Consider the following 23729-nt stretch of genomic DNA (forward strand, 5'->3'; position numbering starts at 1 on the left):
CCGGCTCGGGCCTCACCGCCCGGGAACATCACGCCGGGTTTCGGCGTTGTGAGCAAATGTGACAACAGTCGATCTCACTGCTGAGAAATTCAACGAAACCATCGAGGGCAACGACATCGTGCTCGTCGATTTCTGGGCGTCGTGGTGCGGACCATGCCGCCAGTTCGGACCCACATTCCAGGCGTCGTCGGAGAAGCATCCCGACATCGTGCACGCCAAGGTCGACACGGAGGCCGAACAGCAGCTGGCCGCTGCCGCCCAGATCCGGTCCATCCCGACGCTGATGGCCTTCAAGAAGGGCAAACTGCTGTTCAACCAGGCCGGCGCGCTACCGCCCGCGGCCCTCGAAGACCTGGTCCAGCAAATCAGGGCATTCGACGTGGACGCGGCCCAGGCCGGCCAGGCCGAATAGCCCCGGCCCCGGTCCCGGTTGCCTGCCGTCGGAGCGAATCGCCGAAGCGAACGTTCAGGGAGCCGCGACTGGCGTGCCTTCCGGCGGCGCGACGTGCGCCGGGCCTTGCGCAGGTATGCCATGTGGTCCGGGATCACGGCGCATCCACGCCGCCGCCGGTGTGTTCGTGGGGGTGGTGACCCACGCACCCACGGCCGCCGGGGCGGGCGGCGGCGCTACATCGAGAGCTGACTCGCGAAGCGGTGCGTCCCTGTCTCCTGGCTTGGGCAAAGGGTACCTGAGGCCCGATTGCGAGGCGGGTAGAGCGGCCAGCGTGCCCAGGAACAGAAGACAAGCTTCTTTGAAGTCGTTGATGCGCGCTCTGAGCATTAGCTTTCCTAAACCTTCAAGACGAGGGGGCGGTGTCCTTTACCCGCGTACCCTGGTCGACAAACTTGGATTTTTCTCCAAAGTCCGACCCCGAAACTAGAGGATCCCGCCAGCGTCGGGATTGCGGACCCCACGCGCTAGGTTGCTTGGGTGAGCTTGGTACTGGTAGAACACCCGCGGCCCGGCGTCGCGCTGATAACGCTCAATCGCCCCGAGCGGATGAACTCCATGGCGTTCGACGTCATGGTGCCGCTCAAAGAGGCCCTCGAGAAGGTCCGGTACGACAATTCCGTGCGCGTGGTCGTGCTGACCGGGGCGGGCCGCGGGTTCTCCTCGGGCGCCGACCACAAGTCGGCGGGCTCGGTGCCGCATGTCGAGGGGCTCACCCGTCCGACCTACGCGTTGCGCTCGATGGAGGTCCTGGACGAGGTCATCCTGGGGCTGCGGCGCCTGCATCAGCCGGTGATCGCCGCGGTCAACGGCCCGGCCATCGGCGGTGGGCTGTGCCTGGCGCTGGCCTGCGACATCCGGGTCGCCTCGACCGGGGCGTACTTTCGCGCGGCCGGCATCAACAACGGCCTGACCGCCAGCGAACTGGGGCTGAGCTACCTGTTGCCCAGGGCCATCGGATCGTCGCGGGCGTTCGAGATCATGCTGACCGGCCGCGACGTCACCGCCGAGGAGGCCGAGCGCATCGGGCTGGTGTCGTGCCAGGTGCCCGACGAGCAGTTGTTGGACACCTGCTACGCCGTCGCCGCGCGCATCGCGGCGTTCTCGCGGCCGGGAGTCGAGTTGACCAAGCGCACACTGTGGAGTGGACTGGACGCCGGTAGCCTGGAAGGGCACATGCAAGCCGAAGGCTTGGGTCAGCTGTTCGTTCGTCTGCTCACCGCCAACTTCGAAGAGGCGGTTGCCGCGCGCGCGGAGCGACGCCCCGCGGTGTTCACCGACGACAAGTAGCCACGACAAGGGAAGCGCAAGGGAGCAAATGTGATCACGGCCACGGACCTCGAGGTCCGCGCTGGCGCGCGCATTCTGCTCTCACCGGATGGCCCGGATCTGCGCGTGCAGCCCGGCGACCGCATCGGGCTGGTCGGTCGCAACGGCGCGGGCAAGACCACCACCCTGCGCATCCTGGCGGGCGAGACCGAACCGTATGCGGGATCCGTCGCCCGCGCCGGTGAAATCGGTTATCTGCCACAGGATCCCAAAGAGGGCGACCTGGAAGTCCTGGCCCGCGATCGCGTTCTGTCTGCCCGCGGTCTGGACGTGCTGCTCACCGACCTGGAAAAGCAGCAGGCATTGATGGCCGAGGTCGCCGACGACGACGCGCGCGACCGCGCGATCCGCCGCTACGGGCAGCTCGAGGAGCAGTTCGTCGCGCTGGGCGGCTACGGCGCCGAGAGTGAAGCCAGCCGCATCTGCGCGAGCCTCGGCTTGCCGGACCGGGTGCTGACGCAGAAGCTGCGCACGCTGTCCGGCGGGCAGCGCCGCCGGGTGGAGTTGGCGCGCATCCTGTTCGCCGCGTCCGACACCGGCGCGGGGTCGTCGACCACGCTGCTGCTCGACGAGCCCACCAACCACCTCGACGCGGATTCGATCGGCTGGTTGCGCGATTTCCTGCGGGCCCACACCGGCGGGCTGGTGATCATCAGCCACAACGTCGAACTGCTCGCCGATGTCGTGAACCGGGTCTGGTTTCTGGACGCCGTGCGCGGCGAGGTCGACGTCTACAACATGGGCTGGCAGAAGTACCTGGACGCCCGGGCCACCGACGAGCAGCGCCGCCGCCGCGAACGCGCCAACGCCGAACGCAAGGCCGCCGCGTTGCGCACGCAAGCCGCCAAGCTGGGCGCCAAGGCCACGAAAGCCGTTGCGGCCCAGAACATGTTGCGCCGCGCCGACCGGATGATGGCCGCGCTCGACGAGGAGCGGGTGGCCGACAAGGTGGCCCGCATCAAGTTCCCGACCCCCGCCCCGTGCGGTCGCACGCCGTTGGTCGCCAAGGGGCTGAGCAAGTCCTACGGCTCGCTGGAGGTGTTCACCGGCGTCGACCTGGCCATCGACCGCGGCTCCCGGGTGGTGGTGCTGGGCCTCAACGGCGCCGGCAAGACCACGCTGCTGCGACTGCTGGCCGGCACCGAGCAGCCCGACACCGGCGGGCTGGAGCCCGGACACGGTTTGCGCATGGGCTACTTCGCGCAGGAGCACGACACGCTCGACAACGACGCCAGCGTCTGGGAGAACATCCGGCACGCCGCACCCGATTCGGGGGAGCAGGACCTGCGCGGGCTGTTGGGCGCGTTCATGTTCAGCGGGCCGCAACTCGACCAGCCGGCGGGCACGCTGTCGGGTGGGGAGAAGACCCGCCTCGCGCTGGCCGGTCTGGTGGCCTCCACCGCGAACGTGCTGCTGCTCGACGAACCGACGAACAACCTGGATCCCGCCTCGCGCGAACAGGTGCTCGACGCGCTGCGCAGCTATCAGGGTGCGGTGGTGCTGGTGACGCACGACCCCGCAGCGGCCGAGGCGCTGGACCCTCAGCGCGTGGTGCTGCTGCCCGACGGCACCGAGGACTTCTGGTCCGACGAGTACCGGGATCTCATCGAGCTCGCCTGACTTCGGTCAAATCGCCCCGCGGGCGGCGGCGGCTTCCTACTCTTGTGCTTGCGATCGTGTTCGGGCGCGGAGGGCATCCATGAAAAGGACGCTGCAGAGGTCGAAGAAGACCCGCGAGCAGTTGTTGTTCGAGCTGCGTAACGCCTACGAGGGCGGGGCCAGCATCCGCACGCTGGCGGCCAGCACCGGAAGATCGTACGGCTCGGTTCACGCCATGCTGCTTCAGGCGGGCACCACGTTGCGCGGCCGGGGTGGGCCCAACCACACTTCGCGGACCGCGCGAGCGTAGCGTCGCGGCGAACTCACGCCTTCTTGTTCACAGCGGCGTCGGGCTCGCGGGCCGCATCGCCGGATCCGTTGCGGCGCACCGACTTTTCCACCAGGTCGAGCACGGCGGACAGCCGCCGCGGGTCCTCGCCCGAGGCCAGCCGGGCCACCAGGCCGTCGAGCACCAACTCCAGGTAGCACTGCAACACGTCGCCGGGTACGTCGTCACGGACCCGTTGCGCCTCCTTCTGCCGGCGCAACCGATCGGTCGTCGCCGCCGCCAGTTCGGCGGACCGCTCCGCCCAACCGCGGTTGAAGTCGGGGTCGTTGCGCAGCTTGCGCGCGATCTCCAATCTGGTGGCCAGCCAGTCGAACTGGTCGGGGGCGGCGAGCATGTCGCGCATCACCTGGATGAGGCCCTCGCGCGACGCCACGTCGGCCATCCGCTCGGCGTCCTCGTGCGCCAGCGCGAAAAACAGCGCGTCCTTGTCGCGGAAGTGGTGGAAGATCGCGCCGCGCGACATCCCGATCGCCTGCTCCAGCCGCCGCACCGTCGCCCTCTCGTAGCCGTATTCGGCGAAGCAGCGGCGGGCGCCGTCGAGGATCTGGCGGCGGCGCGCCGCCAGATGGCCCTCACTGACTTTTGGCATGGGCCGGGTTGGCCGGCTTCCTAACCGGACTTCAGCATGTTGCGCAGCACGTACTGCAAGATGCCGCCGTTGCGGTAGTAGTCGGCCTCGCCCGGGGTGTCGATCCGCACCACCGCGTCGAACTCGATCGGATCGCCGGACTCCTTGGCCGCCTTCACCCGTACCGTCTTGGGCGTCTTGCCGTTGTTGAGCGCCTCGATGCCGGTGATGTCGAACACCTCGGTGCCGTCCAGCCCCAATTCCTTGGCGGACTTGCCCTCGGGGAACTGCAGCGGGATGACGCCCATGCCGATCAGGTTGGAGCGGTGGATGCGCTCGAAGGACTCGGCGATCACCGCCCGCACACCGAGCAGCAGGGTGCCCTTGGCGGCCCAGTCCCGCGACGAACCCGAGCCGTATTCTTTGCCGCCCAGCACCACCAGCGGAATGTTCTGCGCCGCATAGTTTTGCGCGGCGTCGTAGATGAACGCCTGCGGCGCGCCGTCCTGGGTGAAGTCGCGGGTGTAGCCGCCGGAGACGTCGTCGAGCAACTGGTTGCGGAGCCGGATGTTGGCGAACGTGCCGCGGATCATCACCTCGTGGTTGCCGCGCCGCGAGCCGAAGGAGTTGTAGTCCTTGCGTTCCACGCCGTGCTCGTCGAGGTACTGCGCCGCCGGGGTGCCCGGCTTGATCGCCCCGGCCGGGGAGATGTGGTCGGTGGTCACCGAGTCGCCCAGCAGCGCCAGCACCCGGGCGCCGGTGATGTCGCGGACCGGCTCCGGCTCGGCCGACATGCCCTCGAAGTACGGGGGCTTACGCACGTAGGTCGAGTTCTGGTCCCACTCGAAGGTGTTGCCGCTCGGCGTGGGCAGGTTGCGCCACCGCTCGTCACCCTTGAACACGTCGGCGTAGTTCTTGGTGAACATCTCCTGGCTGATGGCCGAGGCGATGGTGTCCGAGACGTCCTTCTGCGACGGCCAGATGTCTTTCAAATAGACGTCGTTGCCGTCCTTGTCGGTGCCCAGGGGCTGGTTCTCGAAGTCGAAGTCCATGGTCCCGGCCAACGCGTAGGCGACCACCAGCGGCGGCGACGCCAGGTAGTTCATCTTCACGTCGGGGTTGATCCGACCCTCGAAGTTGCGGTTACCGGACAGCACCGCGGCCACCGACAGGTCGTTGTCGTTGATCGCCTTGGAGATCTCCTCGGGCAGCGGGCCGGAGTTGCCGATGCACGTGGTGCAGCCGTACCCCACGAGGTAGAAGCCGAGCTTCTCGAGATACGGCCACAGGCCGGCCTTTTCGTAATAGTCGTGGACCACCTGCGAACCGGGCGCCATCGTCGTCTTCACCCACGGCTTGGCGGTCAGGCCTTTCTCGACGGCGTTGCGGGCCAGCAGCGCCGCACCCAGCATCACCTCGGGGTTGGAGGTGTTGGTGCACGACGTGACCGCCGCGATCACCACCGCGCCGTGGTCGAGCACGAACTCGCCGCGGTCGGCCGACTTCACCGTCACCGGGGTGCTCACCCGGCCCTTGGCATGCTTGGCGGCCGACTCCACCTTCGGGGCGTCGTCGGCGTGGCCGTTCTCCAGCGCCCCGGGGTCACTGGCCGGGAACGTCTCGTCGACCGCCTCGTCGAGCTTGGAGTACTCCGTCTTGTCGGGGTCGTCGCCGACGTAGTCGCCGATCTGCGCGCGGAAGGTGGACTTGGCGTCCGACAACGCGATCCGGTCCTGCGGGCGCTTGGGCCCGGCGATCGAGGGCACCACGTCGGAGAGGTTGAGTTCGAGGTATTCGGAGAACGCCGGCTCGTGCTTGGGGTCGTGCCACATGCCCTGCGCTTTGGCGTAGGCCTCGACCAGCGCCAGCTGCTCCTCGGAGCGGCCGGTGAACCGCAGGTAGGAGATGGTCTCCTCGTCGACCGGGAAAATCGCTGCGGTGGAACCGAATTCGGGGCTCATGTTGCCCAGGGTGGCGCGGTTGGCCAGCGGCACCTCGGCCACGCCCTCGCCGTAGAACTCGACGAACTTGCCGACCACGCCGTGCTTGCGCAGCATCTCGGTGACGGTCAGCACCACGTCGGTCGCGGTGACGCCCGGCTGGATCTCACCGGTGAGCTTGAAGCCGACCACCCGCGGAATGAGCATCGACACCGGTTGGCCCAGCATCGCGGCCTCGGCCTCGATGCCGCCGACGCCCCAGCCCAGCACGCCCAGGCCGTTGACCATGGTGGTGTGCGAGTCGGTGCCCACGCAGGTGTCCGGGTAGGCCACCCCGTCGCGTTCCATCACCACGCTGGCCAGGTACTCGATGTTGACCTGGTGCACGATGCCGGTGCCCGGCGGCACCACCTTGAAGTCGCGGAAAGCGCCCTGGCCCCAGCGCAAGAACTGGTAGCGCTCGCCGTTGCGCTGGTATTCGATCTCGACGTTGCGCTCGAAGGCGTCGGCGGTGCCGAACAGGTCGGCGATCACCGAGTGGTCGATCACCAGGTCGGCCGGCGCCAGCGGGTTGACCTTTTCGGCCTTGCCGCCGAGGTCGCCGATGGCCTCCCGCATGGTGGCCAGATCGACGATGCACGGCACCCCGGTGAAGTCCTGCATGACGACGCGGGCGGGCGTGTACTGGATCTCAATGCTGGGTTCCGCCTTGGGATCCCAGTTGGCGATGGCCTCGATGTGGTCCTTGGTGATGTTGCTGCCGTCCTCGTTGCGCAGCAGGTTCTCGGCCAGGACCTTCAGGCTGTAGGGGAGTTTCTCGGTGTTGGGGACGGCGTCGAGGCGGTAGATCTGGTAACTCTTGTCGCCGACCTCGAGGGTGTCGCGTGCTCCGAACGAGTTCACAGAATCTTCTTTGCTCACTTCAACTCCCGAGGATTAAGTTCTTCCACCGACGGGCCGTGTCGGCGGTGCGTCATACGAGTACAGCCACTTTAACAGTACGCTTGTCCTGCATTAAGGCGGGGCGTCCGTAGTCCCAGTCTTGTCGTCTGAGCCGACGGTTTAAACCCCCCGCAACGAAGTCGCGTACGGTGCCACTAGCGCTACGGCAGGAGGGACATCATGACCTTGCACCCGGCCCTACCCGTCTACATCCCGCAGGACGTCGACATGACCGCGGTCAAGGCTCAGGTCGCCGCCACGGGCGTCAGCGCGCCGGCGGCGGAGATGCCGGGCCTGCTGCACATCGTCGACGAAGCCCATGCGCACGGCATCAACCTCAAGATCGTGCTGCTCGACCACAACCCGCCGAACGACACCCCACTGCGCGACATCTCCACGGTGGTCGGCGCCGACTACCACGACGCCACCGTCCTGACGCTGAGCCCCAGTTACGTCGGGAGCTACAGCACGCAATTCCCGCGCGTCACGCTGGAGGCCGGCGAGGACATCGCCAAGACGGGCAATCCGATGGTCTCGGCGCAGCACTTCCTGAACGAGCTGAATTCCCCGGAATTCCCCTGGACGGGTCTGACGATCTTCCTGTTGCTCGCCGTGCTCGCGGCGGCCGTCGGGACCCGATTCCTGCAGGTGCGCAGCAAGCTTTCGGCACCCCCGGCGGGTTCGGCGGGGGCGGAGGAAGTCACGCCCACCAACACGGCCTAGCCAGGCGCGTCCGGCTCGGCCGGAACTTCCGCACCCGGGTCGCCCCGCCGCCGCGCGGCAAACCCGTAGGTCACCGTTCGGTCACATTAAACGCACGTAGAGAGTGCGATTTCGGCGGAGCGTTTGCGCGCCCAAAACTGTGACGTACGGTGCAAATGATGCTGCTGTTGCCTTTGGCGCCCTTGGTGAACTTCGTGGCCGGCGCCGCCCGTCACGTTGAGCCGTAGGAGACCTGAGTCGGATGACACGCATACGCCGGGGCTCCGCTGCCTGGCCGGTCGCGAGGCTGGTTCGGCCGGTCGTGCCGTCGGTGCTGAGCGTGGCTTTTCTGCTCTGCACGCCGGGGCTCGCACACGGCGACACCGCCGCCGACAGCTTGGCCGGTTTGATCGCCAACGTCGCCAAGGCCAACCAGCGGCTGGAAAACCTGAGCGCAGAAATCCAGACCGAACAGGAGAGCGTCAACAAGGCGCTGGTCGACGTCGAGACCTCCCGGGACAACGCCGCCGCGGCCCAGCACGACCTGGAGACCAGCCAGCAGGCGGTCAACGACGCCAACGCCGCGATCGCCGCGGCGCAGCGGCGGTTCGACACGTTCGCGGCCGCCACCTATATGAACGGCCCCTCGAGCGGTTACCTGACGGCCAGCAGCCCGGAGGACATCATCGCCACCGAGGCCGCCGCCAAGACCCTGTCCGCGAGTTCCCAGACGGTGATGGCCAAGCTGCAGCGGGCGCGCACCGAACAGGTGAACAAGGAGTCGGCGGCGCGGCTGGCCAAGCAGAAGGCGGACAAGGCCGCCGCCGACGCCAAGGGCAGCCAGGACGCCGCGGTGGCGGCGCTGACCGAGTCCAGGCGCAAGTTCGACGAGCAGCGCGAACAAGTCACTCGCCTGGCCGCCGAACGCGACGAGGCGCAGGCGAAACTCGAAGCGGCCAAACGGCAATGGTCTCTCGCTCCGGGCGGGCCCGCCGCTCCGGCGTCGGGTGACCGGTGGGAGACCGGTTCCCCGGGCGCGACGGGCACCGCAGGGCGGCGCCCGTCGCTGGGACGGCGCCTGGGACCCCACGCTGCCGATGATCCCCAGCGCCAACGTCCCGGGCGACCCGATCGCCGTCATCAACCAGGTGCTGGGCATCTCCGCCACCTCGACGCAGGTCACCGCGGGCCTGGGCCGCAACTTCCTGCAGCAGCTCGGCATCCTCAAGCCCGACGACACCGGCATCACCAACGCGTCCCCCGGTGCGACGGCCGGCCGCATCCCGCGGGTCTACGGGCGGCAGGCCAGCGAATACGTGATCCGGCGCGGCATGTCGCAGATCGGCGTGCCCTACTCCTGGGGCGGCGGCAACGCGGCCGGGCCGAGCAAGGGCATCGACTCCGGGGCCGGCATCACCGGCTTCGACTGCTCGGGCCTGGTCCTCTACTCGTTCGCCGGCGTGGGCATCAAGCTGCCGCACTACTCGGGGTCGCAGTACAACCTCGGCCGCAAGATCCCGTCCTCGCAGATGCGCCGCGGCGACGTCATCTTCTACGGGCCCGGCGGCAGCCAGCACGTGACGATCTACCTCGGCAACGGCCAAATGCTCGAGGCCCCCGACATCGGCCTGAAAGTCCGCGTTGCGCCGGTGCGCACCAGCGGTATGACGCCCTACGTGGTCCGCTACATCGAGTGGTGAACGAATGAGAACTGAACGGAAAACCATGCGCCGTAAGCGGATTCGTCTGATCAACTTCGCCTGGATCACCACCGTGGTGACCGGGCTGATGTTGTCTGTGGCCTACTCCGGGACCGCCCCGGCCGCGGCCGACCCCGGCGGGTGGGACCCGACGCTGCCCGCCACGATCAGCGCCGGCGCTCCCGGCGACCCGCTCGCGGTCGCCAACGCCTCGCTGCAGGCCACCGCGCAGGCCACCCAGACCACGTTCAATCTGGGCAGGCAATTCCTCGGCGGGCTCGGCATCAACATCGGCGGCAACGACGCCCCCACCGCGGCCACCCCGACCAACCCCGGCGGCAAGATCCCCCGCGTCTACGGCCGGCAGGCCATCGAGTACGTGATCAAGCGGATGGGATCGCAGATGGGCGTTCCCTACTCCTGGGGTGGTGGCTCGCTGGACGGTCCCAGCAAGGGCGTCGGCGACGGCGCCAACATCACCGGCTTCGACTGCTCGGGCCTGATGCGGTACGGCTTCGCCGGCGTCGGCGTGCTGATCCCGCGGTTCTCCGGTGACCAGTACAACGCCGGCCGCCACATCCCGCCGGACCAGGCCAGGCGCGGCGACCTGATCTTCTACGGCCCGAACGGCGGCCAGCACGTCACGATGTATCTGGGCAACGGGCAGATGCTGGAGGCGTCCAGCCTCGCCGGCAAGGTGACCGTCAGCCCGGTTCGCAAGCCCGGCATGACGCCGTTCCTGACTAGGATCATCGAGTACTGATCCGGGTGCGGTCAGCCGTACCGGTTCGCGGGGCGAACCACCAGCGTCGACGGAATCCGGCGGGCCTGGAATAGTTGGACGCGGGCACGTCGCGGCCCCACGGCAGTGGTGTTGCAAGCAGTCGTGTCCGAATGAGCTGTGGAGGGTTATTGATGACAGCAGCAGGTGGGCCGCCCCCGGGCGCCAGCGGTTACCCGGGCCCGGGCGGGCAGTCCGGCCCGCCGGCCCAGGAAGCGCCGTCCGGCGGCGGTAACGGCCTGGCCGCCGAGGTCCACACCCTGGAGCGGGCGATCTTCGAGGTCAAGCGGATCATCGTCGGGCAGGATCAGCTCGTCGAGCGGATGCTGGTCGGTCTGCTCTCCAAGGGGCACGTGTTGCTCGAGGGTGTTCCCGGCGTGGCCAAGACGCTGGCCGTCGACACCTTCGCCAAGGTCGTGGGCGGCACGTTCGCCCGCATCCAGTTCACGCCCGACCTGGTGCCCACCGACATCATCGGTACCCGCATCTACCGGCAGGGCAAGGAGGAGTTCGACACCGAACTCGGCCCGGTGGTGGTGAACTTCCTGCTCGCCGACGAGATCAACCGCGCGCCCGCCAAGGTGCAGTCCGCGTTGCTGGAGGTCATGCAGGAACGCCACGTGTCGATCGGCGGCAAGACCTTCGATCTGCCCAACCCGTTCCTGGTGATGGCGACGCAGAACCCGATCGAGCACGAGGGCGTGTACCCGCTGCCCGAGGCCCAGCGGGACCGCTTCCTGTTCAAGATCAACGTCGGCTACCCCTCGCCGGAGGAGGAGCGCGAGATCATCTACCGGATGGGCGTGAAGCCGCCGCAGCCCAAGCAGATCCTGAACACCGGCGACCTGTTGCGGCTGCAGGACATCGCGGCCAACAACTTCGTCCACCACGCACTGGTCGACTACGTGGTGCGCGTCGTCATGGCCACCCGCTATCCCGAGCAGCTCGGGATGAACGACGTCAAGACGTGGATCTCGTTCGGCGCGTCCCCGCGTGCCTCGCTGGGCATCATCGCCGCGTCCCGGTCGCTGGCGCTGGTGCGTGGCCGCGACTACGTGATCCCGCAAGACGTCGTCGACGTCATTCCCGACGTGCTGCGGCACCGCTTGGTGCTCACCTACGACGCGCTCGCCGACGAGATCTCGCCGGAGATCGTCATCAACCGGATCCTGCAAACGGTCGCCCTGCCCCAGGTGAACGCCGTTCCGCAGCAAGGGCAGTCGGTGCCCCCGGTGATGCAGGCCGCCGGCGCGGCCAGCGGTCGGTGACCGACCCCCAGCATCCGGCGGTGCCACATCCGCCATCGATGCAGCGCGGGCAGATCGTCGACCCGAAGCTGGCGGCGGCGCTGCGGCAGCTCGAGCTGACGGTCAAGCGCAAGCTCGACGGCGTCCTGCACGGCGACCACCTCGGCCTGATCCCCGGTCCGGGTTCGGAGCCGGGGGAGTCGCGCGAGTACCAGCCCGGCGACGACGTCCGGCGGATGGACTGGGCCGTCACCGCGCGCACCATGCACCCGCACGTCCGGCAGATGATCGCCGACCGCGAGCTGGAAACCTGGCTGGTGGTCGACATGTCCGCCAGCCTGGATTTCGGCACCGTCGGATGCGAGAAGCGGGACCTGGCGGTGGCGGCCGCGGCCGCGATCACGTTCCTCAACAGCGGCGGCGGCAACCGGCTCGGCGCGCTGATCGCCAACGGGGAGACGATGACGCGGGTCCCGGCGCGCTCCGGGCGCCAGCACGAGCAGACGCTGCTGCGCACCATCGCCACCACCCCCCGGGCGCCGGTGGGGGTGCGCGGGGATCTGGCGACGGCCATCGACGCGTTGCGCCGACCGGAACGCCGGCGCGGCATGGCGGTGATCATCAGCGACTTCTTGGGCCCGATCAACTGGATGCGCCCGCTGCGGGCGATCGCGGCTCGTCACGAGGTGCTCGCCATCGAGGTGCTGGACCCCCGCGACGTCGAACTGCCCGACATCGGCGACGTCGTGCTGCAGGACGCCGAGTCCGGCGTCACCCGCGAGTTCACCATCGACGCCCAGCTGCGCGACGACTTCGCCAAGGCCGCCGCGGCGCACCGCGCCGACGTGGCGCGCACCGTCCGCAGCTGCGGGGCCCCGCTACTGACGCTGCGCACCGACCGCGACTGGATCGCGGACATCGTCCGGTTCGTCGAGTCCCGCCGGCGCGGTGCATTGGCGGGGCGGCAGTGACGTTGCCGCTCCTCGGCCCGATGTCGTTGTCGGGCTTCGAACATCCGTGGTTCTTCCTCTTCCTCCTCGTCGTCGTCGGGCTGGCCGCGCTCTACATCGTGATGCAGTTGGCGCGGCAGCGGCGCATGCTGCGGTTCGCCAACATGGAGCTGCTGGAAAGCGTCGCGCCGGAGCGGCCTCCCCGCTGGCGGCACCTGCCGGCGATCCTGCTGGTGGCGTCGCTGGTGTTGTTCACGATCGCGATGGCCGGCCCGACGCACGACGTGCGGATCCCGCGCAACCGCGCGGTGGTGATGCTGGTGATCGACGTGTCGCAGTCGATGCGGGCCACCGACGTGCAGCCGAACCGGATGGCGGCCGCCCAGGATGCGGCCAAGCAGTTCGCCGACGAGCTGACCCCCGGCATCAACCTCGGGCTGATCGAGTACGCGGGCACCGCGACCGTGCTGGTGCAGCCGACGACCAACCGGGACGCGACGAAGAACGCGCTGGACAAGCTGCAGTTCGCCGACCGCACGGCGACCGGCGAAGGCATCTTCACCGCGTTGCAGGCCATCGCCACCGTGGGCGCGGTGATCGGGGGCGGCGACACGCCGCCGCCGGCGCGCATCGTGTTGTTCTCCGACGGCAAGGAGACGATGCCGACCAATCCGGACAACCCCAAGGGCGCCTTCACCGCCGCGCGCACCGCCAAGGATCAGGGCGTGCCGATCTCGACGATCTCCTTCGGCACGCCGTACGGCTTCGTCGAGATCAACGACCAGCGCCAGCCGGTGCCCGTCGACGACTCGACGATGAAGAAGGTCGCCGAGCTCTCGGGAGGCAGCTGGTACAACGCCGCGAGCCTGGCCGAGCTGAAGGCCGTCTACGCGACGCTGCAGCAGCAGATCGGCTACGAGACGATCAAAGGCGATGCCAGCATGGGCTGGGTGCGGTTGGGTGCGCTGGTCTTGGCGCTTGCGGCCCTGGCGGCGTTGCTGATCAACCGCCGCCTCCCGACCTGACGGCTTCTTTTCTCGCGTGCCTGACCTGGCTGCGATGTTCCGCCCCGGATTTCGCAGCCTGGTTAAGCTCGCGAGGCCCGCGCCTCGCGCACCCGGTAGATGACGTCCTGGGGATGATCCTCAGCTACGACCCGGACCACGATCCATCCGAGCCGCTCCAGTTTTTCTAGTCGCCGGATGTCCTTGACGTACTGGTAGCGGCTCGACCGGTGTTGGTCTCCGTCATACTCGGCGGCGACCTTGAGGTCTTCCCAGCCCATGTCCAAATATGCTTCGGCCCAACCCCATTCATTGCGGACTGCGATCTGTGTCTGCGGACGCGGAAACCCGGCGCGAATCAACAGCAGGCGCAGCCAGGTCTCCTTGGGTGATTGCGCGCCGCCATCGACCAGGTCGAGGGCAGCCCTCGCGGCTTTCATACCCCGACCACCCCGGTAGCGCTCGGCCAATCGCTCGACGTCGGCTGGTTTCACATGCGTCGCCTGAACGAGGGCGTCGACCGCGGCGACGGCCTGGTCCCGGGGAAAGCGACGGGCCAGATCGAGCGCCGTTCGCTCCGGGGAGGTCACCCGCATGCCCTCCACGATGCACACCTCGTCGGCCTCAATGCGGTCCTCCCAGACCTGGACGCCGGGTTCGCGGCGGGCGTTGGTGTCGATGACGGCGGCGGGAAGACTCGCATCGATCCACTTGGCGCCGTGCAGCGCCGAAGCGGAGTAACCGGCCAGAATGCCGCGGCGACGAGAGCGTAGCCACAGCGCTTGGGCACGCAGTCGCGCGGTGAGCTCTGCATCACGCGCCACGTAGACGTCTTTGTGCAGGGCGACGTACCGACTGCGCAGCCGATAGGGCGTCAGCAAGCCGGCAGCCAGGGCCTCGCTGCCCAGGAAGGCGTCTGTCATGGCGGAAGTGTGCCGACGACCACCGACAACGCGCGTGAGCGCGAAAGGGGGGACATTACGGGAGGCGCAACCCGAGGCGATAGGTTGACGGGGTGACTGACACGGCCACCGAGAACACCACCGAAAGTACCGCCACCGGCGGCAAACCCGCCTTCGTATCGCGCTCCGTTCTGGTGACGGGCGGAAACCGGGGGATCGGTCTGGCGATCGCGCAGCGACTGGCCGCCGACGGCCACAAGGTGGCCGTCACCCACCGCGGATCCGGGGCGCCCGAGGGGCTGTTCGGCGTCGTGTGTGACGTCACCGACAACGAAGCCGTCGACCGCGCCTTCAAAGAGGTCGAGGAGCACCAGGGTCCGGTCGAGGTGCTGGTGTCCAACGCCGGCATCTCCAAAGACGCCTTCCTCATCCGGATGACCGAGGAGCGGTTCGAAGAGGTCATCAACGCCAACCTCACCGGGGCGTTCCGGGTGGCCCAGCGCGCATCGCGCAGCATGCAGCGCAAGCGGTTCGGGCGGATCATCTTCATCGGGTCGGTGTCCGGCATGTGGGGAATCGGCAACCAGGCCAACTACGCGGCCGCCAAGGCCGGCCTGATCGGCATGGCGCGCTCGATCTCCCGCGAGCTGTCCAAGGCCGGGGTCACCGCCAACGTGGTCGCGCCCGGCTACATCGACACCGAGATGACCCGCGCGCTCGACGAGCGGATCCAAGCGGGTGCACTGGAATTCATTCCGGCCAAGCGGGTCGGCACGGCCGAGGAGGTCGCCGGGGCGGTCAGCTTCCTGGCGTCCGAGGATGCGAGCTACATCGCCGGGGCGGTCATCCCGGTCGACGGCGGCATGGGCATGGGCCACTGAAAGCGCCCGGGACACAACGACTTCAACCACGACATTTAAGGACGGACATGGCAGGACTGCTCGAGGGCAAACGGATCCTGGTCTCCGGGATCATCACCGACTCGTCGATCGCGTTTCACATCGCCAAGGTGGCCCAGGAGGCGGGCGCCCAGTTGGTGCTGACGGGCTTCGACCGCTTGCGGCTGATCCAGCGCATCGCGGACCGGCTGCCGGAGAAGGCCCCGCTGGTCGAACTCGACGTGCAGAACGAGGAGCACCTGAGCACCCTCGCCGAGCGGGTCACCGCCGAGATCGGCGAAGGCAACAAGCTGGATGGCGTGGTGCACTCCATCGGCTTCATGCCGCAGACCGGGATGGGCATCAACCCGTTCTTCGACGCGCCGTATGAGGACGTCTCCAAGGGCATCCACATCTCGGCGTATTCGTATGCCTCGCTGGCCAAGGCGCTGCTGCCGATCATGAACCCCGGCGGGTCGATCGTCGGCATGGACTTCGACCCCAGCCGGGCCATGCCCGCCTACAACTGGATGACCGTGGCCAAGAGCGCACTGGAATCGGTCAACCGGTTCGTCGCCCGCGAGGCCGGCAAGTTCGGGGTGCGCTCGAACCTCGTTGCGGCGGGCCCCATCCGGACGCTGGCCATGTCCGCGATCGTCGGCGGCGCGCTCGGCGAGGAGGCCGGCGCGCAGATGCAACTGCTGGAAGAGGGCTGGGACCAGCGCGCACCGATCGGCTGGAACATGAAGGACCCCACGCCGGTCGCCAAGACGGTGTGCGCCGTGCTCTCGGACTGGCTGCCGGCAACCACCGGCACCATCATCTTCGCCGATGGTGGCGCCAGTACGCAGTTGCTCTAAAAGCGGAATTGCTCTAGCCCCAATGGAATTCGACGCCGTCCTGCTGCTGTCCTTCGGCGGTCCGCAGGGCCCCGAGCAAGTGCGGCCGTTCCTGGAGAACGTCACCCGCGGGCGCAACGTGCCCCCCGAGCGCCTGGACGACGTCGCGCAGCATTACCTGCATTTCGGCGGGGTATCGCCGATCAACGGCATCAACCGCGCCCTGATCGCCGAGCTCGAGGCGGTGCAGGGCCTGCCGGTCTACTTCGGCAACCGCAACTGGGAGCCCTACGTCGAAGACACCGTGAAGACCATGCGCGACAACGGTGTTCGTCGTGCCGCGGTGTTCACTACGTCGGCGTGGAGCGGCTACTCGAGCTGCACGCAGTACACCGAGGACATCGGTAGGGCGCGAACGGCGGCGGGGCCCGAGGCGCCCGAGTTGGTGAAGCTGCGGCCCTACTTCGACCACCCGCTCTTCGTCGAGATGTTCGCGGGCGCGGTCACGGCCGCGGCCGAGAAGATGCCCGCCGGCGCCCGGCTGGTATTCACCGCGCACTCGGTCCCGGTGGCCGCGGATCAGCGTCTCGGCCCACGGCTCTATAGCCGTCAAGTCGCTTATGCCACAAGGCTTGTCGCGGCCGCGGCGGGTTACGCCGATTACGATCTGGCCTGGCAGTCGCGTTCGGGTCCGCCGCAGGTGCCGTGGCTGGAGCCCAGCGTCGAGGACCACCTCGCCGCGCTGGCCGCGTCGGGCACCGAGGCGGTCATCGTCTGTCCGATCGGGTTCGTCGCCGACCACATCGAGGTGGTGTGGGATCTCGACGAGGAGTTGCGCACCCAGGCCGACGCGGCCGGGCTGGCGTTCGCGCGGGCCGCCACGCCCAACGCCGACCGGCGATTCGCCCGGCTGGCCGCCGATCTGATCGACGAACTGCGCACCGGCCGAGAGCCGGCCCGGGTGGCCGGCCCGGACCCGGTGCCCGGCTGTCTGGCCAGTGTCGACGGCGCGCCGTGCCGGCCACCGCACTGCGCGCGGGAAGAACGCAGCGGCGAGTAATCGGGATACGCGGCGGGGTGGCGGTGCCGAGTTCGATACGACCGCACAAAGCGGTAACTCCCTGACACCGGGCCGCGCTTCCGTGGCCGGCACCTCAGCAGCGAGGCCTCAGTCGAGCGTCTTTTGCGGCAGCGGCGCTCTCACCTGCGGATGAGGTATCCATTGGGCGCCAGCGTCCACCCAAATTTGTTCTCACGCACACAGTCGTGGTCGTAATCGTTTGGGAACTCCTGCTCGTACGCTTCGATGGCCTCGTATGGGCCCGGGCCAAATCCGGGCATGATCGGATGTCCGTTCACGCAGGAATCTTCCACCACAAGATAGTCGCCGGCGGATAGCAGCGGCCGCAGTAGTTTCATCTCGGCGAGTACATGATCCTTTGAGTGGTCGCTATCCAGGATTGCAAAGACCTTGCCCGGGAACTCGGCTTTCAGCTGGCGAATACGCTCCCCGATGGCGGGCTCCGTAGACGACGATTCAACGAACTCGATCTCGGGGTAGCGGCGAGCTGCAGGATCAAGACCGCCGCAGGAAATATCCACCGACAAGACTTTGAACGGTCGATCAATTAGACGCAGAATACTGGCGTAAAACACAGCCGAGCCGCCGTAACGTGTGCCGAATTCAACCACCAGCGATGGCTTGAGATCGAATAGGATCTCTTGGTAGTTCCACAGGTCGGTGACCGACTTCCAGCAGCTGATGCCCAGCCACGTGGTCCGCTGCCACACCAGATTACCGAAATACCACTTCAGGTATTCTTCAGCTGCCTCACCGGATGGTCGGCGGAGCCGCGTCACGAGGAAGCTGACCTTCTCCCGCCAGTCCGTCATCGCTTTTGCTTATCACAAGAATTCTCGCCGTGTTGTGATTTTCTTTACTTATCGCGAGACCGGCCCTATCGGAGGCAGGTGATAATGACTGTTCCGACCAAGCACTGGGGACCTCGAAATTGGCTGGGAGCCTTGGTGCCTCGTCGCTACGATCGTAAACGCCGCGTAGCCGGGCGAAGCTGGTCGCCACCTCTCCAAGGCAAGGCGCGACGAGGCCTAGTCAGCCCACGCCGAGTGCAGGATCGCGGTGACGGCGGCCATCCGCGCCGAACGCACCACGGCGGTCAGTGGCCGCAGCGCGTCGCCGGCGATGCGCGCCTCCGAGGACGATTGCGTCCCGAACGGCTCGGGGCCGGCGACGATGGGCGCGGCGAAACGCTCCGGCGAGTCGGCTGAGCGGCTGAGCCCGGAGCTGACCGCGATGATCGCGTCGACGTGCGCGGCGTTCTCCAGCACCCGCAGCGCGCGGGTCGGCGCGTGGTCGGGAACCCGGTGCTGCCGTGCGGATTCCAGCAGTTGCTCGACGAGGCCCCGGGGGTCGTCGACGTCGGTCGCGGCCGACCCCAGCCCGATGGCGCCCAGCGCGTCCGCGGCCGACCGCACCGCCGACCGCAGCGTGTATTCGGCATCGCCGAGCTCGTAGTGATCGAGCACCGGCACGCCCGGCAGCGAGTACACCGTCCAGGCCAGCGCGTACGGCTCGGGGAAGTCGTCCGGCTCATCGTCGTAGGAGAACTCGGGAACCAGCCCGACGGCGGTGGCGGGATTGGCCGGGTTGGCGATGATGATCGCCTCGCCCGCGGCCAGGGCGTCACGTTCGAACTGCGTTCCGGGGGCGAGCCCGCGCACGTCGCCGGGCACGGGCAAAAGCACGTTGATCGTTCCGCGCAGCGGGCCCGGGCCGCCCGGAGTGGGCGACGGCCGGCCAACCGCGGCGCGCAGCGTCTGCAGCAGCGTCACCGTCCCGGCGTCGTGCACATCGGGCCACGGCAGCCCGGTATGGCCCGCGGCGACCGCATCATACGCGGTGACCGATTGCTTTGGCGCCCATAGCGATAACGCGTCCAAGACGTCGTCGGGCGCGGCCTTGCCCGCGAGCCAGGCATTGGCCCACAGGGACAGCGAGACACTGGGACACCACACGATTCCGCAGTGTAGTTGTTTTGTCCGGCAAAGGCCGATCACGCGTATTCTGGCCGCATGCCCGCGGCGGTGCTTTGGCTAATATTCGCGCTGGTGCTGGCCGGTGCCGAAGCGCTCACCGGCCATCTGTTCCTGGTGATGCTGGGCGGCGGCGCGCTGGCCGCGGCGGTGACCAGCTGGCTGACGAACTGGCCGGTGTGGGCGAACGGGACGGTGTTCTTGATCGTCTCGGTGCTGCTGCTGGTGCTGGTCCGGCCCCCACTGCGGCGGCGCCTGACGCCCGCCCAGATACTGCAGACCGGCATCGAGGCGCTGGAGGGCAAGAAAGCGCTGGTGCTCGAGCGGATCAGCCGCGACGATGGCCGGGTGAAGCTCGACGGCGAGGTGTGGACGGCGCGTCCGCTCAACGAGGACGACATCTACGAACCGGGGGAGGCGGTGACCGTCATGCACATTGACGGCGCTACGGCGGTGGTCTTCAAGAGCGGTCTGTGAAGGCCGCGAGAGGCGCTGTGAGAGAAAGGAACTCGCGTGCAAGGTGCGGTTGCTGGTTTGGTGTTGTTGGCGGTCTTGGTGATATTCGCCATCGTTGTGGTGGCCAAGTCGGTTGCGCTGATCCCGCAGGCGGAGGCCGCGGTGATCGAACGGCTGGGCCGCTATAGCCGGACGGTCAGTGGTCAGCTGACGTTGTTGGTGCCGTTCATCGACCGGGTGCGCGCCCGGGTGGACCTGCGTGAGCGGGTGGTGTCGTTCCCGCCGCAGCCGGTGATCACCGAGGACAACCTGACCCTCAACATCGACACGGTGGTCTACTTCCAGGTCACCGTCCCGCAGGCGGCCGTCTACGAGATCAGTAACTACATCGTCGGCGTGGAGCAGCTGACCACTACCACGCTGCGCAACGTGGTGGGCGGCATGACGCTGGAGCAGACGCTGACCTCGCGCGACCAGATCAACGGTCAATTGCGCGGTGTGCTCGACGAGGCGACCGGCCGCTGGGGCCTGCGGGTCGCCCGGGTCGAGCTGCGCAGCATCGACCCGCCGCCGTCGATCCAGGCCTCGATGGAAAAGCAGATGAAGGCCGACCGCGAGAAGCGGGCGATGATCCTGACCGCGGAAGGGAACCGGCAGGCTGCGATCACCCAGGCCGAAGGTGCCAAGCAGGCGCAGATCCTGGCCGCCGAGGGTGCCAAGCAGGCCGCGATCCTGGCCGCCGAGGCCGACCGGCAGTCCCGCATGCTGCGCGCACAGGGTGAGCGCGCCGCGGCCTACCTGCGGGCGCAGGGGCAGGCCAAGGCCATCGAGAAGACGTTCGCCGCGATCAAGGCCGGCCGGCCGACCCCGGAGATGCTGGCCTACCAGTACCTGCAGACCCTGCCGGAGATGGCGCGCGGTGACGCCAACAAGGTGTGGGTGGTGCCGAGCGACTTCAATGCGGCCCTGCAGGGGTTCACCAGGATGCTGGGCACCCCGGGCCAGGACGGGGTGTTCCGGTTCGAGCCCTCCCCGGTCGACGACACACCCCAACACGCCGCCGAATCCGACGACGCGGACGTCGCCGACTGGTTCTCCACCGAGACCGATCCCGCGATCGCCCAGGCGGTGGCCAAGGCCGAAGCGAGCGCCCGCCAGCCGGTCGACGGCACACCGCCGGGGACGCCGCCGCAGTTGGCCCAATAGGATTGCCGCATGAGCCTTTTCACTTCGCGCAAGACCTACGTGGCGCTCGGCGCCTTCCACGCCGTGGACGCGGTGCTATGCGGTGTCCAGGTCGCTCCGATCAAGAAGGTCCTGGACGACGTGGGTCTGCCGGAGAACGTGCGGCCGGTGCTGCCGGTGGTGAAGGGCGCCGCCGCCGTGGGATTGCTGTCGGTCACCCGCTTCCCGGCCCTGGCGCGGCTGACGACGGCGATGCTGACGATCTATTTCGTCGTGGCGCTCGGCGCGCACATCCGGGTCCGCGACAAAGTGGTCAACGCCCTGCCGGCGGCGATGTTCCTGGCCACCTTCGCCGTGATGACGGCCCAGGGGCCCGACCGCAGCTAGTCCAGGCGCAACTCGACCAGCGGCAGCGGGGTGTCGGTCTCGGTGATCGGAACGCCGAGCGTTTCCTCCAGCACCGGCCGCATCTGCTCCCACGCTCTGCGATGACGGCTGACGTAGGCGGACAGGGCGCGGTCCGCCTCGTCTTGGGGCAGTACCCGAGCCGTGCCGCGCCGCGGCGGGTGGCCGCCGACGTAGACGCGCACGCGCGGGTCCGCCTGAACGTTGCGAAACCACTGCGCCTTTCGGCCGAAGCCGGAAGCGACGACGTAGGTGTCGGGCGACGGGTGACCGACGACCTCCAGCACCACGTAGCGCGGTGTGCCGGACTTGCGGCCGGTGTGCTCGAGCATCAGCATGCGGGATCCGAACAGCGCGCCCGCGCGGGCCTTGTAAAGCCAGATCGGTGCGCGCATGAGTCGGCGCGACCGCAGCACGCGTGCGCCGGCGCTGGGCAGAAAAGACCTTCGTTGCCCGGGCATCAGGCGTGCGGCAACGGCGGCGCGGGCATGACGGCCGGCGCGGATGTGGGTGCCGGCGGCGACGGGTAGACGCATCCGCCCCCCGACTGCGAGGACAGCGGTGGCGGATATGGCGGCGGGGGAAGCTCGACCCGCACCGTCCAGACCAGCCCGGTGATCGCGAAGGTGGCGAGCGCGCCGAGCAGCAGGCCGACCAGGCCGGCGATGGCGGCGACGCCCGCCGGGAAGCGGCGGGTTCCCAGGTTGTCCGTGGTCATGCGGCTCCCCATGGTCGTCGGATGTCGGTCATCCGAGACGCTACTGGCGCGACGGCTGCCGCCGTCACGATTTGGGGGATCGTGACGGCGGCAGGACGGTCAGCTGTGCGGAGCCGGTGGTGGCGGGGGCACCTCGCCGGGCGGCGACGGCCAGGCGCCGTGCGGCGGGCCGGGTGGGCCGGGTGGTGGCGCGAACCCGAAACCTCCCATGGGTCCGCCCATCGGCGGGGGAGGTGGTCCGTGCTGCAGCGCCATCATCGGCGGCGGCCCGGGCGGCGGCGGTGGCCCGGGTGGGCCGACGCTGACGATCCAGGCGAAGGCGATCGCCGCGATGGTGCCGGCCGCGCCGAGCAGCACGCCCGCCAGCCCGGCGCCGACCACCACCCCGGTGGAGTGGCGGCGGGGCTCACCTGGTCGAGGGGCGGCCGGTGGCGGGGCGGGCGTCGGGGTGTCGATGTCGTCGTTTGTGGTCATGGCACCGGACGGTAGGAGCCGGAACTGAAGCGGACCTGAAGAAACTGGGGCCCCGTGGGTCACTCCTGCCACCAGCGGTAGTGAGCGGCGTTGCACTTGAGCACATCCCGACGTTCTCGTGACGGCTGAGGCTCCCGACATAGCTGCGCCGCCGCTTCAGGTTGGTTTCAGCACCGCCGCCGACAATGGGAGGCATGACGAATTGCCCGCGAGCCGCCGCCGGCCGCTTCAGCGTCGCCGCGCCCCGGGTTCTGGTGGTCGAAGACTCCGAGACGATCCGGGAAATGGTCAGCGAGGCACTCACCGACGTCGGCTACCACGCCGTCGGCCGTTGTGACGGCGACGGGCTGGAGGAGGCGCTGGACGGTCTGCGCCCGGACCTGGTGGTGCTCGACGTCATGCTGCCCGGGCGCGACGGCTTCGACCTCATCGACGTGGTCCGCGACTGGGGTGATGTGGGCATCGTCTTGATCACCGCGCGCGAGGGCCTGCAGGATCGGCTGCGCGGCCTGGACGGCGGGGCGGACGACTACGTGATCAAACCGTTCGAGCTGGCCGAACTGGTGTCCCGGGTGGGGGCGGTGTTGCGGCGGCGCGGACGGCTGCCGCAAGTCGTCCAGGTCGGCGACCTGATCCTCGACGCCGACGCCGGAATCGCCGCGCGCGCCGGTCAGCGTCTCGACCTGACCGCGACGGAGCTGCGGCTGCTGGCCTTCCTCGTCGAGCAGCGCGGCCGCATCGTCAGCGCCGGCCAGATCCTCAACGCGGTGTGGGGGTACGACGCCTACGACCCCAACCTGGTCCAGGTGCACATCAGTGGCCTGCGGCGCAAGCTCGAAGCCCACGGGCCGCGCATCCTGCACACCGTGCGCGGCATCGGCTACCGGCTGCAGCCCCAGCGATCATGACTGCCGGATCGACTCGGACCCCGTCCCTGCAGCGCCGGGTGACGCTGGTGGTGGTGGCGCTGCTGGCCCTGCTGCTGTTGCTGCTCGGCGTCACCGTGGACGTCAGCCTGGGTGTTCTCGCCCGTCGAAACCTGCACGACCGGCTGCTGGCCACCGCGTCGCGCGCCGAGGCGCTGGACGCCGCGCGCACGTCACCCGATCTGCTGGCCGCCGAGCTCAACGGCGGCGGGGTGCGCGCCCTGCTGGTCACCGCCGACGGCGCGACGTACGGGGACCGGAGCATCAGTCCCGACACCGTCACCGGCCCGATGGCCCGGCCGCCCCTGCCGCCCCCGCCGTTCCTGGCCC

The 23729-nt window shown here is 68.5% G+C and carries 24 protein-coding genes and 2 pseudogenes; 18 read left to right on the forward strand and 8 right to left on the reverse strand.

The window, feature by feature from the left end; all coding sequences use genetic code 11:
• Positions 1-58: 58 nt before the first annotated feature.
• From trxA to AWC03_RS06025, 4 genes are all read left to right on the forward strand, one after another.
• Positions 59-412 carry a thioredoxin gene (gene trxA, locus AWC03_RS06010; protein ID WP_085239609.1) on the forward strand — a complete coding sequence of 118 codons (354 nt, stop codon included), beginning with the start codon at positions 59-61 and terminating at the stop codon, positions 410-412.
• Positions 413-931: 519 nt separating this feature from the next.
• A complete protein-coding gene (locus AWC03_RS06015; RefSeq protein ID WP_085239610.1) occupies positions 932-1741 on the forward strand; it encodes an enoyl-CoA hydratase in 810 nt (269 codons plus the stop codon).
• Positions 1742-1771: 30 nt separating this feature from the next.
• Entirely contained in the window at positions 1772-3400 is a 1629-nt protein-coding gene (locus tag AWC03_RS06020) for an ABC-F family ATP-binding cassette domain-containing protein (RefSeq protein WP_085239611.1), read from the forward strand.
• Positions 3401-3491: 91 nt separating this feature from the next.
• Positions 3492-3689 (forward strand): helix-turn-helix domain-containing protein, encoded by a 198-nt coding sequence (locus AWC03_RS06025; RefSeq protein WP_085239637.1) that lies wholly within the window; start codon positions 3492-3494, stop codon positions 3687-3689.
• 13 nt (positions 3690-3702) lie between these two features.
• Here AWC03_RS06025 and AWC03_RS06030 read toward each other — a convergent pair whose 3' ends face one another.
• Together AWC03_RS06030 and AWC03_RS06035 are read right to left on the reverse strand one after the other, a co-directional pair.
• Positions 3703-4317, reverse strand: coding sequence for a TetR/AcrR family transcriptional regulator (locus AWC03_RS06030; protein WP_085239612.1), 615 nt, complete (start codon positions 4315-4317; stop codon positions 3703-3705).
• A gap of 20 nt (positions 4318-4337) precedes the next feature.
• Positions 4338-7157 carry an aconitate hydratase gene (locus AWC03_RS06035; RefSeq protein ID WP_169716509.1) on the reverse strand — a complete coding sequence of 940 codons (2820 nt, stop codon included), beginning with the start codon at positions 7155-7157 and terminating at the stop codon, positions 4338-4340.
• Positions 7158-7358: 201 nt separating this feature from the next.
• Here AWC03_RS06035 and AWC03_RS06040 point away from each other — a divergent pair, with 201 nt between their 5' ends.
• The 6 genes and pseudogenes from AWC03_RS06040 (at position 7359) to AWC03_RS06065 (ending at position 13583) form a co-directional block, all read left to right on the forward strand.
• On the forward strand, positions 7359-7901 hold the full coding sequence (locus tag AWC03_RS06040) for an Rv1476 family membrane protein (protein WP_085239614.1): 543 nt from the start codon (positions 7359-7361) through the stop codon (positions 7899-7901).
• 241 nt (positions 7902-8142) lie between these two features.
• Positions 8143-9580: pseudogene (gene ripA, locus AWC03_RS06045) on the forward strand (NlpC/P60 family peptidoglycan endopeptidase RipA).
• 25 nt (positions 9581-9605) lie between these two features.
• Positions 9606-10343, forward strand: a complete 738-nt coding sequence (ripB, locus tag AWC03_RS06050; RefSeq protein ID WP_085239615.1) for an NlpC/P60 family peptidoglycan endopeptidase RipB — start codon at positions 9606-9608, stop codon at positions 10341-10343.
• A 152-nt stretch (positions 10344-10495) separates the two neighbouring features.
• On the forward strand, positions 10496-11629 hold the full coding sequence (gene moxR1, locus AWC03_RS06055; RefSeq protein ID WP_085239616.1) for a chaperone MoxR1: 1134 nt from the start codon (positions 10496-10498) through the stop codon (positions 11627-11629).
• Between the two features lie 38 nt (positions 11630-11667).
• The gene (locus tag AWC03_RS06060) at positions 11668-12579 is read left to right on the forward strand and encodes a DUF58 domain-containing protein (protein WP_420845646.1); all 912 of its coding nucleotides are present in this window, start codon (positions 11668-11670) and stop codon (positions 12577-12579) included.
• Positions 12576-13583: a VWA domain-containing protein gene (locus AWC03_RS06065; RefSeq protein ID WP_085239618.1), complete on the forward strand. Its 1008-nt coding sequence runs from the start codon at positions 12576-12578 to the stop codon at positions 13581-13583. The genes AWC03_RS06060 and AWC03_RS06065 overlap by 4 nt, the downstream gene beginning before the upstream one ends.
• 62 nt (positions 13584-13645) lie before the next feature.
• On the opposite strand, the gene AWC03_RS06070 is transcribed toward AWC03_RS06065, so the two are convergent.
• Entirely contained in the window at positions 13646-14485 is an 840-nt protein-coding gene (locus AWC03_RS06070) for a type IV toxin-antitoxin system AbiEi family antitoxin (RefSeq protein ID WP_085239619.1), read from the reverse strand.
• A gap of 92 nt (positions 14486-14577) precedes the next feature.
• Between AWC03_RS06070 and fabG1 the strand changes: the two genes are divergently transcribed.
• From fabG1 to AWC03_RS06085, 3 genes are read left to right on the forward strand one after another with little or no spacing between them, the layout of a single operon-like run.
• The gene (fabG1, locus tag AWC03_RS06075) at positions 14578-15345 is read left to right on the forward strand and encodes a 3-oxoacyl-ACP reductase FabG1 (RefSeq protein ID WP_085239620.1); all 768 of its coding nucleotides are present in this window, start codon (positions 14578-14580) and stop codon (positions 15343-15345) included.
• A 47-nt stretch (positions 15346-15392) separates the two neighbouring features.
• Positions 15393-16202, forward strand: coding sequence for an NADH-dependent enoyl-ACP reductase InhA (inhA, locus tag AWC03_RS06080; protein ID WP_085239621.1), 810 nt, complete (start codon positions 15393-15395; stop codon positions 16200-16202).
• A 22-nt stretch (positions 16203-16224) separates the two neighbouring features.
• The gene (locus AWC03_RS06085) at positions 16225-17241 is read left to right on the forward strand and encodes a ferrochelatase (RefSeq protein WP_142278332.1); all 1017 of its coding nucleotides are present in this window, start codon (positions 16225-16227) and stop codon (positions 17239-17241) included.
• Between the two features lie 140 nt (positions 17242-17381).
• Here AWC03_RS06085 and AWC03_RS06090 read toward each other — a convergent pair whose 3' ends face one another.
• Complete coding sequence (locus tag AWC03_RS06090; RefSeq protein WP_085239623.1) at positions 17382-18074, reverse strand: rhamnosyl O-methyltransferase; 693 nt, start codon at positions 18072-18074, stop codon at positions 17382-17384.
• Between the two features lie 216 nt (positions 18075-18290).
• Positions 18291-19217: a hypothetical protein gene (locus tag AWC03_RS06095; protein WP_085239624.1), complete on the reverse strand. Its 927-nt coding sequence runs from the start codon at positions 19215-19217 to the stop codon at positions 18291-18293.
• Between the two features lie 57 nt (positions 19218-19274).
• Between AWC03_RS06095 and AWC03_RS06100 the strand changes: the two genes are divergently transcribed.
• The 3 genes from AWC03_RS06100 to AWC03_RS06110 are packed head-to-tail and all read left to right on the forward strand — an operon-like array spanning position 19275 to position 21263.
• Complete coding sequence (locus AWC03_RS06100; protein ID WP_085239625.1) at positions 19275-19712, forward strand: NfeD family protein; 438 nt, start codon at positions 19275-19277, stop codon at positions 19710-19712.
• Between the two features lie 36 nt (positions 19713-19748).
• Positions 19749-20897: an SPFH domain-containing protein gene (locus AWC03_RS06105; RefSeq protein WP_085239626.1), complete on the forward strand. Its 1149-nt coding sequence runs from the start codon at positions 19749-19751 to the stop codon at positions 20895-20897.
• 9 nt (positions 20898-20906) lie between these two features.
• Positions 20907-21263 carry a DoxX family protein gene (locus tag AWC03_RS06110; RefSeq protein ID WP_085239627.1) on the forward strand — a complete coding sequence of 119 codons (357 nt, stop codon included), beginning with the start codon at positions 20907-20909 and terminating at the stop codon, positions 21261-21263.
• Here the strand turns inward: AWC03_RS06110 and AWC03_RS06115 are convergent.
• From AWC03_RS06115 to AWC03_RS06125, 3 genes are all read right to left on the reverse strand, one after another.
• On the reverse strand, positions 21260-21676 hold the full coding sequence (locus AWC03_RS06115) for a nitroreductase family deazaflavin-dependent oxidoreductase (protein ID WP_142278333.1): 417 nt from the start codon (positions 21674-21676) through the stop codon (positions 21260-21262). The two genes, AWC03_RS06110 and AWC03_RS06115, sit on opposite strands and share 4 nt — an antisense overlap.
• 65 nt (positions 21677-21741) lie before the next feature.
• A complete protein-coding gene (locus AWC03_RS06120) occupies positions 21742-21999 on the reverse strand; it encodes a hypothetical protein (protein WP_085239629.1) in 258 nt (85 codons plus the stop codon).
• Between the two features lie 99 nt (positions 22000-22098).
• Positions 22099-22473: a hypothetical protein gene (locus AWC03_RS06125; RefSeq protein ID WP_085239630.1), complete on the reverse strand. Its 375-nt coding sequence runs from the start codon at positions 22471-22473 to the stop codon at positions 22099-22101.
• A gap of 185 nt (positions 22474-22658) precedes the next feature.
• Here AWC03_RS06125 and AWC03_RS06130 point away from each other — a divergent pair, with 185 nt between their 5' ends.
• Positions 22659-23381 carry a response regulator transcription factor gene (locus AWC03_RS06130; RefSeq protein ID WP_085239631.1) on the forward strand — a complete coding sequence of 241 codons (723 nt, stop codon included), beginning with the start codon at positions 22659-22661 and terminating at the stop codon, positions 23379-23381.
• A pseudogene (locus tag AWC03_RS06135) lies at positions 23378-23729 on the forward strand (two-component sensor histidine kinase); the annotation flags it as partial. The gene AWC03_RS06130 and the pseudogene AWC03_RS06135, both read left to right, overlap by 4 nt.

Source organism: Mycobacterium europaeum (assembly GCF_002102155.1).
Classification (GTDB): domain Bacteria; phylum Actinomycetota; class Actinomycetes; order Mycobacteriales; family Mycobacteriaceae; genus Mycobacterium; species Mycobacterium europaeum.